Source organism: Methanosarcina spelaei, assembly GCF_002287235.1.
Taxonomy (GTDB): Archaea; Halobacteriota; Methanosarcinia; order Methanosarcinales; family Methanosarcinaceae; genus Methanosarcina; species Methanosarcina spelaei.
Map to the genome: position 1 here is coordinate 1 of NZ_LMVP01000112.1, position 13,683 is coordinate 13,683.

Below are 13,683 nucleotides of genomic sequence, written 5' to 3' on the forward strand. Positions count from 1 at the left end.
TTTCTAGCTTCAATTTATATCTAAATCGGTTAAATTCCTTTTTTGCCTTTATACTCCATTCTTGATGCTTTTCTTCATTCATAATTACGTTAAGTTCTTCAGATAGAATTTTTTCCAGGAATTTAATCTCATTTTCACGATTGTAAAATATATTCAATAACCTGTATTTTAATAGTTCCTGTTCAATTGTTGTTTTCTTCGGAAAATCGCTAACTATAAGCTTGTTTAAGTGCATCAAACAGTATTGATGCACTAACTTATCCCCAAAAACTTCCTTTAAAATATCTGGGTATCTCTTATCAAAATCCGTAACAATAAACACAGGTTCTGATGTATCTAGATTTTTTCGTAGAAACGTTTTGATGGTTTCTGAACTTTTATCCTCAAAAAGTTCATCTGCTATTGTTCTTTGAGTTTTTGCATCCAGTAATGTTAAACGGTATTTCTGACAACGTCCCTCTTTTGGATGCTGTTCGTCATAGTGCACCATATGTACATTTTCTAAAATTGGAACATTTTCCTGTTCCATTTCTTTGTTGAATGTTCTAAAAATAGTGCTTCTTGATCTTGGAAATATGAAGCTCATTATATCAGAAATTCCATCATAAGAAACTTTATGGTATCTGAGCACCTGGAAAAAATTATTAAATGAATCAAAAAGTAAAGTTTTCAGACCTTCCCAAAAACTATGATCTTCTTCGTCTGTACTACCACAATTTTGGCATTTGTATCGACCAATGCTGATTTTTCCAAGACCTTTTTTGATGTATAGATTATAGCCGTTATGAACCATAGGAGCACTGCAAATAGGGCAGGCTGGAGGAATTTTTCTACGAAAAATTCCTCTTGTGGTATATTCGTAATCATTGCTATAACTATCAAAAAGGTATGAGAGAGCAGGGAGTTCCGATAAGTTATTAAGAGTAAGATTTATAATTACCATTGTTTTTGCCGTAACATCATTACATAATTAGAGAATTATAAATTTATGTAGTGATGTTACACTTACTTTCATCACTAGATTTTGAAACTGAGTCGGCACACATTCAAATAAATAATTTATGACCAAAATATTAAACAATAAAAATATTAGAGAGTGGTCCCTGCCCAAAATCTGCTTGAAAATTGCATTGTTAGAGAACCTGGACACAAAAGTTATAAAGAATTAATAATAAGTAGTTTATGGAGTTTGAAAGTACTTTCCAGGGAACTCAAACCCCATGAAACAATACCCTATGAGGCAGGATTAAGTTAGCTTTGCGTATATTTAAGCTTGCCTGTTTCTGCCTCCTGGGTAAAATATACAGGAGTTAAAATATGAAACATGGTAAGAGACTGTTAATAGGAACGCTATTTTTAATTATATTTCTCGTAAATATGACAGCTCCGGCATCGGCATACTCAGTCAAAGGATTTTATTGGCATTCTGGACATGCTACTATGCACAAAGATTCTTCAATTCCAAGCACTTGGACAACTTCTTTCAATAATGCTGCTAATGCATGGACTAATGCTGGTACAGTTTTCTATTATTCTTGGGCTGCTGCATCCGATAATATACTGTACTATACACCGCTCTCGAATAATTCTATATTAGCAACAACCCATTATGACGCTACTGGCGATGTATATAACAGTTTTTACATAGAATTTAATAGTAATAAGGCTTGGTCTACCGCTTCAAATGGGGAATCTGGAAAGTTTGATGTTGAGAGTGTAGCTGCTCATGAGTTTGGACATGGGTTAGGCTTAGGGCATTCTATTGTTCTTTATGCAACAATGTTTGAAAGTACAGCAGCAGGTGAAATCTCAAAACGTTCTCTGCATAAAGACGACATAGATGGTATCAAATCTATTTATAGAGGGCTGTGATTTGCTATGACTATCAGAAATAGTGCAAAATATGGGGTTATTTTGATCGGAGCATTTTCTTTGCTGATGGTAGGCTTTTTAACGCTATCTGATTCATCGCAAGATACTCTCAAAACAGTAGAACAACCTGATTATTCAGAAGCAACCACTATAGATAAACCCTCAAGCAACGTCGATACCGATAAACTAAGAACTATTGGTATGAGTGGGTCACTTGAAGAATACTCTTACGATGACCTAAATAACCACGCAGATACTGTTATAATAGGTAACGTTAAGGAAATTCTTCCACCTAAATGGAACACTGGACAGATAAATAAGTCATCTACTGATAAGATCAAACGAGGCGAACTCATCTATACTGATATCATAATAAGTGTAGATAAATACCTTAAAAATCCGTTATCTTCTAATGAAGTTACCGTAAGAGTGGTTGGTGGGACAATTGGAAATATTACTATGACATCAGATATTGAACCTAATTTCAAACCTGGTGAAGAAGTTTTACTCTATTTATCCAATGATACTTACCCATACACTAAGGATGTTGATTCTGAGCATTTTGTAGTTACAGGATACGTACAAGGTAAGTTCAAGTTAACTGATGATGGAAAAGCTGTAAGACCGGATAAAACTGTCAGTCAGGAGGAATTACTGAGCACAATTAAAAATAAGTCAGCTGTTTAAGTAGCCTTTTAAGGCTACATAATTTTTGTGATGATTAGTTAACATGGAATTTGTGAGACTGTTGAAAAGGTAGAATTTCAGAAAAGTTTATGAAAGGAAGAAAATTAACCTTTCTTTCTAAGCTTTTTCTAAGGTTACTTTTCAGGATGATACAAACACTCAGAAAAAAATTAGTCTTTCTGAAACAACGAACAAAAAGAAAAAATTTAATAGAAGATTAAAGTTATAAAGTAATTCTTGACTACTGCTTTCTTGAATTTTTCTTTTTCTTGAATTTTTCTTTTTCTTGAATTTTTCTTTTTAACTGCATATATTCTGTAAGTAGTAATTGTCCATTCTTGAATTTCGTTCTATTAAACCATATTTTTCAGGGTTTTTGTGAATTTTTTTAAGCAAAAATAACCATTCTTTGTTATTGATAGTAAAAGGACGCTTATTAATTTGTCCTTTCTTAGGTGCCAGTGTATTTCATCGCTCCTGTATCAAATTGTAGGACTCTATTGTCTTTGTCAATACCTATCTGAAGCCTATCATACAGCATATATCCAAGATAGCTTCGTTTTATCAACTTTGCTCTAATAGTTTTTAATCTAGTGTCAGTGAAAGCAGAAGGAGCTTTTCACTCTTCCTGGCTCAGTATAGGCTTTACAACCGGTTTCAAACTGCAAATTCTCCACGATCAGTTCTGACTATCTTCATGGGTGTCATAAGTGGTAACTTTGCCATATTGTGTTATGAGTAAAAAAGGATGTCATTAAGGATAATATCTGCAAACCCTATCTAAGCAAGATCAGATTTACAAGAAGATAAAAGTTGCAGAAACGCTGGCGGAAAGAGCGTCTAGATTGACGGCCGCCGGCAGATTCCTCATAAATTTATACTGAGAAAAATAGTCTATTCTAAAGTAAAGAAATGGAAAAGAAGTTTGCAAGACCGGGTACAGAAAGTTTCTGTAGCCTGTCTCGATCTCTCGTTTATCCTTCGAGTACGATCTCGATATTTATATCTTTAGGAACCTGGATTCTCATGAGCTGGCGAAGTGCCCTTTCATCGGCTGCAATATCAATGAGACGCTTGTGTACACGCATCTCCCAGTGGTCCCAGGTTGCAGTTCCGTCTCCGCTCGGGCTTTTTCTTGTAGGAACTACAAGTTTCTTTGTGGGAAGCGGAACAGGTCCTGACATATTAACTCCTGTTCTCTCCGCAATGGATTTTACCTGATTACAGACTCCGTCCAGATCTTTGGGACTGATGCCTGACAATCTAATTCTAGCTTTCTGCATACCTTTTTTCTCCTTAAAAAATGAAAAAGGAGAGTGTTATCTCTGCTTAACACTCATGCACATACCGGCGGCGATTGTCATACCCATATCACGGATAGCGAACCTGCCGAGCTGTGGAATTTCCTTTACTGGCTCGATAACCATCGGTTTTGTTGGTTTGATGGTAACGATTGCTGCGTCTCCGGCCTTAAGGAAGGTCGGGTTTTCTTCCTTTACCTGCCCGGTCTTCGGGTCCAGCTTCTTGTCAAGAGAAATCAGCTGGCATGCTGTCTGGGAGGTGTGGGCATGGAAAACAGGGGTGTATCCGGCAGTGATTGCGGAGGGGTGCTGCAGAACGACAATCTGTCCTACGAACTCGTCAGCAACCTTTGGCGGATTGTCAACAGGGCCACAAACGTCTCCTCTGCGGACATCGGCCTTGCCGATTCCACGGACGTTCCAGCCAATGTTGTCTCCTGGGAGAGCCTGCGGAATTTCTTCGTGGTGCATCTCAATGGATTTAACTTCTCCGGATGCTCCACCTGGCATGAAGACGATCTTGTCACCCTTTTTCATGATACCGGTTTCGACTCTACCTACAGGGACAGTTCCGATACCTGAGATGGTGTATGCGTCTTCCACAGGGACCCTGAGTGGAAGATTGGATGGTTTTGATGGTTCTTTGAGGTTGTTGAGGGAGTCCATGATGGATGGGCCTTTGTACCAGGGTGTCTTGTCACTGAGTTTGACGATATTGTCACCGTAGAATGCAGAGGTCGGAATGAAGGGAATTTCGCTTGGCTTGTACCCGATCATTTTAAGAATACCGGATACCTGTTCCACGACTTCCTTGTACCTGGCTTCGCTGTATTCTACTGCATCCATCTTGTTGATTGCGACAATCAGCTGGTTAATACCGAGGGTTCTGGAAAGGAAAATGTGTTCCTTGGTCTGGGCCATTACACCATCAGGAGCTGCGACAACAAGGACAGCAGCGTCAGCCTGGGAAGCACCTGTGATCATGTTCTTTACGAAGTCACGGTGGCCTGGGCAATCTACGACTGTGAAGTAGAATTTGTCTGTGTCGAATCTCTTGTGAGCGATGTCAATTGTAATACCTCTTTCACGCTCTTCCTTAAGAGAGTCCATAACCCATGCGAAGGCGAAAGATTCTTTACCCTTCTGCTTTGCTTCTTCTCTAAACTTCTCGATGATATGTGGAGCTACAGCTCCTGCATCGAACATTAAGCGTCCTACGAATGTTGATTTTCCGTGGTCAATGTGACCAATCACTGCTAAATTCATGTGCGGTTTATCAGCTGCCATATTATAATTCTCCTGTAATTCTGGATGAGTTTCATTCGTATATCAAATATTTACTATATTAATATTAGGGCGGATCTCAATACTGATTCATCTTTTCTATATTATTTCGTCCGATCAATATTGCCAGTTTTCCCTTTCCGGACTCCTTCTTGAACCGCCACTTTTTAAATTTCCAGTGGTCTGGACTGCTTTCCCCAATATAGGCATACCTTATCTTAAAGCTTTCCGATTGGCCATATACCCGAACCGATAGGGATACTCCTCCCTTCCAGATCGGTCCGGGTGCTCTTATCTATCCTGTCTGAGGATAGGTATATCCATATAAATATTAAGGGAAAAGCGGAAAATTCCGCTTACATTGAAAGGTAATCAGCGGCTTTGGGCAATTCTTTCTTCAGGCCCTTCCTTTCTCTGATCTGGCCCACAATTTCGTTCTGAATACTGGTAGGCACGACGTCAAATCCTCCGAATTCGGTGCTCCACATGGCACGTCCTTCAGTCGCAGACCTGATCTCACCAGCAAATCCGAACATTTCAGCTACAGGCACTCTAGCCTCAATAATTGCCAGGTCTCCTTCCGTAGTCATGTTAAGAATAATTCCACGGCGGCCTTGCAGTTCCTTTGTTGCACCACCCATTAAAAGCTGGGGTACCTGAACAAAAACCTTCTGATAAGGTTCGAGCAGGGTGTCGTCTGCCATAAGCATGCCTGCCTGAATTGCTTGCCTTGAAGCTGGAATTACCTGGGCTGGGCCTCTGTGGATTGCGTCTTCGTGAAGCTTGGCATCTACGAGCACGCATTTAACGTTTGCCACAGGTTCCCTTGTAAGTGGGCCTGCACGCATGACTTCCTCAAACCCATCAAGCACAAGTTCCATTGTCTCATTGAGGTACTGAATACCCTTGGTCATATCAATGAAGATATTGGAATTGTAAATACCAACAATGCCCTTTGCTTCTTCTTTATCCATCCCGAGTTCCATGAGCTTTTGCCTGCGTTCAAGTTCAGGCAGATTCATGCTGATATCGCCGGACTTGATCTGACTGACAATCTCGGTGTCAAGGGGTTCCACAAAGATATAAAACCTGTTGTGCCTGTTCGGGGACTTCCCTTCAACAGCATCGATCCTCTTCTTAATGGTTTCCCTATAAACGACGATTGGCTTGCTCGTGGTGATTTCCACGTTCTTGTCCCTTTGAATCCTGTGGGCAATAACCTCAAGGTGAAGTTCTCCCATGCCTGCCATCAGGTGTTCCCCTGTTTCCTCGTCAAGAGTGATCTGAAGGGTCGGGTCTTCCTTTGCAACCTGTCTGAGCACCTCAATTAGTTTGGGCAAGTCTTTGGTGTGCTTTGCTTCCACAGCCACAGTCACCACAGGCTCGCTTACGTGCCTTATGCTTTCGAAAGGCGCCATGTCTTCGAGAGTTGTTACAGTGGATCCCACTATTGCTTCTTTTAAACCGGTAACTGCGGCAATGTTTCCTGCAGGAATCTTGTCTACCTCAAGCCTTTCAGGGCCCATAAAGATACCTACCTGCTGGACTCTGCTCTTCTTTGCAGTACCTGAGGTGTAGACTTCCATTCCACGGGTAAGAGAACCACTAAATAGCCTTCCTGTTGCAACTTCGCCTGCATGAGGATCAACGGAAATGTCAGTTACCATGAATGCAAGGTCACCGTCTGGATTTGCATGGATCATGGACTCTGCTATTTCAGATTTCTCGTCCCCATGCCAGATTGCCTTTACCCTGCCTTTCTGGGCTTCAAGTGGGTTTGGCAGGAAGTGAATAACCATGTCAAGGACAGCTTCGTGCAGCGGGCATTTTTCTGCAAGAGTCTTCATGTCCCCAGCTTTACAGTAATCGTATACGTCATTAAAAGAGACACCGGTTTTCTTCATCATGGGCACACTGATTGCCCAGTTGTAAAGAGCTGACCCAAAAGCAACAGTTCCGGCGGCAGCATCGACTTTCCAGCCTGCCTTGAACTTTTCCGGGTTCATGTTCTTGATGAGCTTGTTCACGTGATCAATGACTTTCCCAAGACGGACCTGCATTTCCTGAGAATCAACTTGCAGCTCATTGATCAGTCGGTCGACCTTGTTAACAAAAAGTACAGGTCTAACATGTTCCCTGAGTGCCTGCCTCAGCACCGTCTCGGTCTGGGGCATTGTACCTTCTACTGCGTCCACGACAACAACAGCTCCGTCCACGGCTCTCATGGCACGGGTGACGTCCCCACCAAAGTCAACGTGTCCTGGGGTATCGATCAGGTTAATCAGGTAGTCTTCATTATCAAAAGTGTGAACCATGGAAACGTTAGAGGCGTCGATTGTGATACCTCTTGCCTGTTCCTCTTCGTCGGAATCCATGAATAACTGTCTGCCTGCAAGTTCCTTCGAAATCATGCCGGCACCGGCTAACAGGTTGTCCGATAATGTAGTTTTTCCGTGGTCAATGTGCGCAACAATCCCGATATTTCTTATCCTTGCCGGTTCATTCATGAGCGTCGTTACGCGCTCGACCATTTTCTTCCTTCGTCCCATGCTAATACCTTTTAAACAAATGTAATCTAGATCTATAACTTCTTATATCGAGGCAACCCGCATAAGCGATTAACGTGCTGCCTTTGCTACTCTTTCCTTTGCATCCTTCCTGTTGATAGCGAAGGACTTCGTGTCGCGGTTTGCAGCGCCTATTAATTCGGTTGCCAGACATTCTGCAACAGAACGCTTGGACTTGAAGGCTGCGTTTTTAGTTCCCATGCTGATGTAGCGCAGAGCTGTGTCCACACGTCTCTGAGGAGCAGTGTCTACTGCTTTTGGAACTGAGATTCCGCCGTATTTGAGCCTGACTACTTCTTCCCTGGGGCCTGCGTTAGCGATAGCATCCACAAGCACCTGGATAGGGTTTTGCTTAGTTTTCTTGTTCACGATGTCGAAAGCTTCTTCAACTGCGCGAAGGGTTGTCTGCTTCTTTCCGCTGTTAATCTCTGTCCTCATCAGGTTGTTTGCAAGGCGCTCCACGATGGAAATTTCGGATTTGTTAAACTGCTGCCTGGCATGCTTCCCGCTGCTGTGGGGCACAATAACAGGAGTAAGGCCAACATAGCGCTTAATTCCTAGGTCTCTGACTTCAACTTCAGTCGGGTCCCATTTGTCAAATATTTTCAAGAAAATCATCTCCTGGGCTTTTCCAATCTACCGATGACCAGCTGGTTCAGGGACACGTTGTTTACGGCAATTACTTTGAAGCGTACGCCCGGAATATCACCCATAGCGCCACCCATGCGACCTCCAATCCTTTCCACGGTCACTTCATCATGTTCATCAATGAAGTTCACTGCGCCGTCTCCTGGACAGAAAGCAGTTACCTGACGCCCGTTTTTGATGAGCTGGATCCTTACGCATTTGCGGATAGCTGAGTTTGGCTGCTTTGCTTCAACTCCTACCTTTTCTAACACAATACCCCGACCCTGCGGTGCACCACCTAGCGGATCGGCTTTCACATCCAGCCTAAGAACCCGCCTACCGTAGTATGAATCTTTCCACCGGGCATCTTTCCTGGTCTGTTTGAGAATATTAGCTGCATATTTTCCTTTAGCCATTATAATTTCTCCAATTTAAAATTGATCTCAATTTTATAGAGGCATACTGGATGCCAGATTGTCCTTCAACGCCGGATTAATGGATCAATGTAAATTAAGTTAAATTACTGCAAGATCACATCTTCTATATTATGATGGCGACGGGCAAGCATCTTCACTTTTTCAATATTCTTCCCGTTGCGGCCTATGGCAAGCCCCTTCTCTTTATTGGGTACCTCTACATAAGCTAATCGCTTGCCATTTTTGTTTATAATGTTTACCGAACTCACGGACACAGGTCCGAAGGCGTTCTTCAGGAAGGTGACAGGTTCATCGGAATATTCCACAAGTTCTATGGGTTTGTCCAGAGTCTTTTTAACACGGTTTATATTCTCCCCATTTCTGCCTATAGCAAGTCCCATATCACCCTGTTTTACGACATATACAAGCCTTTCCTCTTCAGGGATACAATCGAGGATTTTAGCCCGTGTCATATTTTCAAATAACGCAATGTACTGGATGCTTTCTGCAGTAAGTCTTATTTCACCCAAGACGTTGCCAACTCCTTCTATTAAACTATAGCTGCCAGGATATCGGATTCTCCTACATCGAGGATTGCCATGGCTGCAATCGTAAAGGGCTTACCACATACTGGCCCGAGTTCTACACTTGTGCCATCGAATTTCAGGACAGGGACATTTGTTGCCTGAACTTTCTTTTTAATTTCTTCGGGGCAGTTTGATGCCAGGACCACCATTTTTGCAGATCCGTCTGCTGCTGCATCCACAGTCCGGTTGGCTCCAATTATTACTTTTCCTGTTTTCACAGCTTTAATAAGAGATTTATCAACATTGATCTTCATTTTCATCAACTCTGTCTCAAATGAGCTCGTCTACTCTGTCTCTTTCCTAATAAAGATTTCCCAAGCTCGGTTATATGGTACTCTAAAATACCCGATGCCTTATATCTATTTTCTGGTTATGAGCCTCGCAGACTCAAGTTTCTGCATCAGGGTTTTCCAAGTTTCGTAAAGGTAACGTATACCTGATCTGAAATGGTCTTCTATCAGGCTACGAATTTAAATAATTATAGGTTGAGTTTCAGGTTTTTTGCAAACCTTCACTCTTCCTCGGCTTCAACTTTCTCTATTTTTCGGCTTATAAGGTGCACATCTCCGGTACCCATGCGGATAGGCTGGCCGACGATAATGTTTTCCGTGACCCCCTGGAGCTGATCCACATCACCGCGCATTCCTGCATCCAGCAGGTGATTTACCGTAACTTCAAAAGCTGCACGGGCAAAGACACTTGCCTTTTCACCTGAAATTCCGTGTCTTCCTATCTGTTTTACTTCCCCGTCACAGGTCATGAGATCGGCCACAAGCATAATATGCCGGATGTCTACAGTTAGACCCTGTTCGCGCAGGGTATCTGTTGCTTCCTTAATAATCGCGTTCCTTGCAGCTTCGATTCCAAGTACTTCATAAATTTCGTTAATATTATTTGTACTTGTCCTTGTCTTATCCACGCCGTCGAACTGAAGCACTTCACGCAGGGCCGAACCTTCGGTATAGAGAGTATATTCTTCCCCTTCCTTACGGACTACAACACGCTTAATCCCTTCTATCCCTTTCAGGGTAACGTTGTGGATGCTTTTTGCAAGCTGGAGAAGCTCTCTGTAAGAAGGTTCTCCAGGGGAAATGATAATCTGGTTATCTATATCCTGGGAAATAATAACCATTACGTTCAATTCTTCGTTAAACTTTTCTTTTACCTGATCTATAGTAATATTCCTGCCTTCCATCGCCTTCTCATGCAGGTCAATTATCAATTTCATCTGGGAAAGATCAGTGGTCACATCAGCAATGTGGTCGATTTTCGTTGCTTCGATTTCCCAGGCAAGGACTCTAGTCTTCTCCCTGTTGTAAGCATAATCTTCAGGATTCTCTTTTGAAAGAGCAATCGTCATCATAGGAGTGCTCGGAATTTTTCGAGCATCCACAATTTCGATAAGACGGGGCAGACCGAGAGTGACGTTAATCTCAGCCACACCAGCGTAGTGGAAGGTACGCATTGTCATCTGAGTGCCCGGCTCCCCTATGGACTGGGCTGCAATCACACCGGCAGCATCACAGGGCTCAATGCATGAGATGTGATACTCTTCCATTACCTTTTCTATAATCTCTTCCATTTCCTTCTTACTTACTCCGGCTTTGATGACATCCTCCTTGAGAGTATTAAGGATATTCGAAGGGAGAGGCAGATCTTTTATCATGCCATCGATTGTACTTTCACTAATACTCATCAGGCCACCTCCCGGTTTGCTACGGAATTGACAATCCTGTGGATTGTATCCGGTTTGCTGAAATCGCTTTTTGTAGGGTTAATTCCATCTTCTCCAAATTTAAATTGTACAAGCACGCCTCTGGTATCCCTGACTGTAAGGTCATACTGGACCTCCAGGTCCTGGAGAGCATTGACAAGCCTTCTCTGCAGGTACCCTGATTGTGATGTCCTGACTGCAGTGTCCACAAGACCTTCCCTACCACCGATTGCGTGGAAGAAATATTCAGTCGGGTTAAGCCCGCTCTTGTAGCTTGCCTTTACGAATCCGTGGGCGTCCGAACCAAGATCTCCCTTCTGGAAATGGGGTAATGTCCTGCCTGCATATCCTCTGCGGATACGTTCTCCACGCACGGCCTGCTGGCCAACACAAGCTGCCATCTGAGTAAGGTTCAGGATGGAACCTCTGGCCCCTGAGCGGGCCATAATAACTGCCGAGTTTTCAAGCCCCATATGGCTGTCTGCTATGTTACCGGTCTCGTCCCTGGCTTTTCCGAGCTTCTGCATAATGCTCATTTCAATTGTCTCATCAAGGGTTCTTCCAGGAAGGGGTTCAAGCTCTTTATTCTGGTAAGACTTGATAAGGTTTTGCACAGCATCTTCAGCTTTGTTAAGGACTTCATTGATCTGGATTCTTGCTTCTTTCGGAATATCTTCATCAGCTATTCCGAAACTCAGGCCTGTCCGCATGATAGCCCTAACTGCAAGCATGGTCATATTGTCTATAAAGCGGGCTCCGGCTTCAGGGCCAATTTCCTTGATAATACGATCCTGAACTTTTCCTTTGAATGCTCCGATGGCCGCCTCATCTATTGTACCTGCAATGAGTTCTCCGTCCTGGATTACCACATAGGCATCGTTTGGACACTCCTCTTTCTTACAGGTATCACAGTGCGAGCAGACCTGGGCTGAAAACTGTGCATTAAGATTTTTGGGCAGGATCTGGCTGAAGATTTGTTTTCCTGTCCAGTAGGGCTTTCCGTCGGAATCGTACCCTGCAGGGGAAGGCAACTCTTTAATATCGCTTTTCCGGAGCATATCGTAAGCGTCATCGGCTAAGATATGATTCTCAAAACGTGTAAGCAGGAAAAGCCCTGAAATATGGTCATGGATCCCACCTATAATAGGACCTCCGAAACGTGGGGAAAGAATATTTTCCTGAACCTGCATCAGGACTTTTGCCTCAGCCCTGGACTCTTCGGTCTGAAGGGCATGCATGTTCATCTCGTCCCCATCAAAGTCAGCGTTATATGGAGGACATACAGCAGGATTCAGCCTGAAGGTCTTATTCGGAAGTACTTTCACAGAATGAGCCATAATACTCATCTTGTGAAGAGATGGCTGCCTGTTAAAAAGCACAATATCTCCGTCCTTTAACTGACGTTCCACTACCCATCCGAATTCCAGCTTTTCTGCAAGGTCGTCTTTGTTTACATTTGTAACTTTTATGCGCCTGCCGTCAGGACGCAGTACGTAATTTGCACCGGGGTGCACATCCTCTCCGTTACGCACGTAAATCTTAAGCTGTTCTACATTCCTTGGTGTTACTACTGAGGGCATTGTCAGGGTCCGTGCAATAGGCATTGGAACCCCTACCTCATTAATGCTCAGGTTCGGGTCAGGAGAGATTACCGTACGTGCAGAGAAGTTAACACGCTTACCTGACAGACTTCCTCTGAAACGCCCTTCTTTACCCTTCAAACGTTGGGATAGGGTCTTTAATGGCCTTCCTGACCTGTGTCTTGCAGGAGGTATTCCTGAGACTGAATTGTCAAAGAAGGTTGTAACGTGGTACTGAAGGAGCTCCCAGAGGTCCTCAATAATGAGCTGAGGAGCGCCAGCTTCCCTGTTTTCCTGGAAGCGCTGGTTAATTCTGATAATATCTACGAGTTTATGGGTCAGGTCGTCTTCACTGCGCTGCCCGGATTCAAGGGTAATCGAAGGACGAACCGTAACAGGAGGTACGGGCAGGACCGTAAGGATCATCCATTCAGGCCTTGCGTTCTTTGGGTCCATTCCGATAACCCGAATATCGTCATCAGGGATATTCTCGAAACGGTCCCTTATCTCGGTAGGGGTTAACTTCTCCCCGTTTTCGAGATACTCGCTGGGTTTTTCGAATTTTATTTCCAGCTGTTCCTCGTTGCAGTAGGGGCAGGTCTTTACTTTGCTAGCTTCCTTATAAGCCTCGTTAATCATGTCATCGGGCATATGTCCGATTTCCTCAATGCCTATAAGCTGGTCCAGAAAGTGCTGTTTCTGTGCAGGGTCAAGCAAGAGCCTGCTGCATTTCCTGCAGGTTGCCCTGAGTAGTTTTCGGATTACTTTATTAAAACCAACATGAACTACCGGAGCTACAAGCTCAATATGCCCGAAGTGTCCAGGACACTCGCCTGCTCTCCCTGAACAGGTCTTGCAGCGAAGACCGGGGTCAATGACTCCGAGTCTTGTGTCCATAAGTCCCATGTCAATTGGAAACCCGTCATCATCATAAGTATCAGCTGTGATGATCGGGGTCGAACTCATTTTACGGATCTCTTTTGGAGACAGTAATCCGAATTTAATAGAAGCAATTCTTTTCGGAATAGGAGGTACATTTGCCATATCT

12 protein-coding genes are annotated in these 13,683 nt (G+C 43.4%); 2 read left to right on the forward strand and 10 right to left on the reverse strand.

Annotation, left to right across the window (positions count from 1 at the left end):
- Positions 1 to 943 (reverse strand): ISNCY family transposase (locus ASJ81_RS07385; protein ID WP_095642727.1); only part of this gene is annotated, 943 nt, incomplete at its 3' end.
- Positions 944 to 1,317: 374 nt separating this feature from the next.
- Between ASJ81_RS07385 and ASJ81_RS07390 the strand changes: the two genes are divergently transcribed.
- Positions 1,318 to 1,872, forward strand: a complete 555-nt coding sequence (locus ASJ81_RS07390; RefSeq protein ID WP_095643923.1) for a matrixin family metalloprotease — start codon at positions 1,318 to 1,320, stop codon at positions 1,870 to 1,872.
- A gap of 6 nt (positions 1,873 to 1,878) precedes the next feature.
- The gene (locus ASJ81_RS07395; RefSeq protein WP_245859895.1) at positions 1,879 to 2,559 is read left to right on the forward strand and encodes a hypothetical protein; all 681 of its coding nucleotides are present in this window, start codon (positions 1,879 to 1,881) and stop codon (positions 2,557 to 2,559) included.
- Between the two features lie 974 nt (positions 2,560 to 3,533).
- Here ASJ81_RS07395 and rpsJ read toward each other — a convergent pair.
- The 9 genes from rpsJ to ASJ81_RS07440 form a co-directional block, all read right to left on the reverse strand.
- Positions 3,534 to 3,842, reverse strand: coding sequence for a 30S ribosomal protein S10 (gene rpsJ / locus ASJ81_RS07400; RefSeq protein ID WP_095643924.1), 309 nt, complete (start codon positions 3,840 to 3,842; stop codon positions 3,534 to 3,536).
- A gap of 36 nt (positions 3,843 to 3,878) precedes the next feature.
- Positions 3,879 to 5,147, reverse strand: coding sequence for a translation elongation factor EF-1 subunit alpha (gene tuf / locus ASJ81_RS07405; RefSeq protein WP_095643925.1), 1,269 nt, complete (start codon positions 5,145 to 5,147; stop codon positions 3,879 to 3,881).
- 353 nt (positions 5,148 to 5,500) lie between these two features.
- Positions 5,501 to 7,693, reverse strand: a complete 2,193-nt coding sequence (locus tag ASJ81_RS07410; RefSeq protein ID WP_095643926.1) for an elongation factor EF-2 — start codon at positions 7,691 to 7,693, stop codon at positions 5,501 to 5,503.
- Positions 7,694 to 7,762: 69 nt separating this feature from the next.
- Positions 7,763 to 8,329, reverse strand: a complete 567-nt coding sequence (locus tag ASJ81_RS07415; RefSeq protein WP_095643927.1) for a 30S ribosomal protein S7 — start codon at positions 8,327 to 8,329, stop codon at positions 7,763 to 7,765.
- Positions 8,326 to 8,754, reverse strand: coding sequence for a 30S ribosomal protein S12 (locus tag ASJ81_RS07420; RefSeq protein WP_095643928.1), 429 nt, complete (start codon positions 8,752 to 8,754; stop codon positions 8,326 to 8,328). The genes ASJ81_RS07415 and ASJ81_RS07420 overlap by 4 nt, the downstream gene beginning before the upstream one ends.
- A gap of 104 nt (positions 8,755 to 8,858) precedes the next feature.
- On the reverse strand, positions 8,859 to 9,284 hold the full coding sequence (locus ASJ81_RS07425) for a NusA-like transcription termination signal-binding factor (RefSeq protein ID WP_048107405.1): 426 nt from the start codon (positions 9,282 to 9,284) through the stop codon (positions 8,859 to 8,861).
- A 20-nt stretch (positions 9,285 to 9,304) separates the two neighbouring features.
- On the reverse strand, positions 9,305 to 9,601 hold the full coding sequence (locus tag ASJ81_RS07430) for a 50S ribosomal protein L30e (RefSeq protein WP_095643929.1): 297 nt from the start codon (positions 9,599 to 9,601) through the stop codon (positions 9,305 to 9,307).
- Between the two features lie 251 nt (positions 9,602 to 9,852).
- Positions 9,853 to 11,037 carry a DNA-directed RNA polymerase subunit A'' gene (rpoA2, locus tag ASJ81_RS07435; RefSeq protein ID WP_095643930.1) on the reverse strand — a complete coding sequence of 395 codons (1,185 nt, stop codon included), beginning with the start codon at positions 11,035 to 11,037 and terminating at the stop codon, positions 9,853 to 9,855.
- The gene (locus ASJ81_RS07440) at positions 11,037 to 13,679 is read right to left on the reverse strand and encodes a DNA-directed RNA polymerase subunit A' (protein ID WP_095643931.1); all 2,643 of its coding nucleotides are present in this window, start codon (positions 13,677 to 13,679) and stop codon (positions 11,037 to 11,039) included. The genes rpoA2 and ASJ81_RS07440 overlap by 1 nt, the downstream gene beginning before the upstream one ends.
- Positions 13,680 to 13,683: the final 4 nt, after the last annotated feature.

Bases quoted from the DNA above. Each gene is read 5' to 3' on its own strand.
- ASJ81_RS07390 (WP_095643923.1), top strand. From the start codon at position 1,318: ATGAAACATGGTAAGAGACTGTTAATAGGAACGCTATTTTTAATTATA.
- ASJ81_RS07395 (WP_245859895.1), top strand. From the start codon at position 1,879: ATGACTATCAGAAATAGTGCAAAATATGGGGTTATTTTGATCGGAGCA.
- rpsJ (WP_095643924.1), bottom strand. From the start codon at position 3,842: ATGCAGAAAGCTAGAATTAGATTGTCAGGCATCAGTCCCAAAGATCTG.
- tuf (WP_095643925.1), bottom strand. From the start codon at position 5,147: ATGGCAGCTGATAAACCGCACATGAATTTAGCAGTGATTGGTCACATT.
- ASJ81_RS07410 (WP_095643926.1), bottom strand. From the start codon at position 7,693: ATGGGACGAAGGAAGAAAATGGTCGAGCGCGTAACGACGCTCATGAAT.
- ASJ81_RS07415 (WP_095643927.1), bottom strand. From the start codon at position 8,329: ATGATTTTCTTGAAAATATTTGACAAATGGGACCCGACTGAAGTTGAA.
- ASJ81_RS07420 (WP_095643928.1), bottom strand. From the start codon at position 8,754: ATGGCTAAAGGAAAATATGCAGCTAATATTCTCAAACAGACCAGGAAA.
- ASJ81_RS07430 (WP_095643929.1), bottom strand. From the start codon at position 9,601: ATGAAAATGAAGATCAATGTTGATAAATCTCTTATTAAAGCTGTGAAA.
- rpoA2 (WP_095643930.1), bottom strand. From the start codon at position 11,037: ATGAGTATTAGTGAAAGTACAATCGATGGCATGATAAAAGATCTGCCT.
- ASJ81_RS07440 (WP_095643931.1), bottom strand. From the start codon at position 13,679: ATGGCAAATGTACCTCCTATTCCGAAAAGAATTGCTTCTATTAAATTC.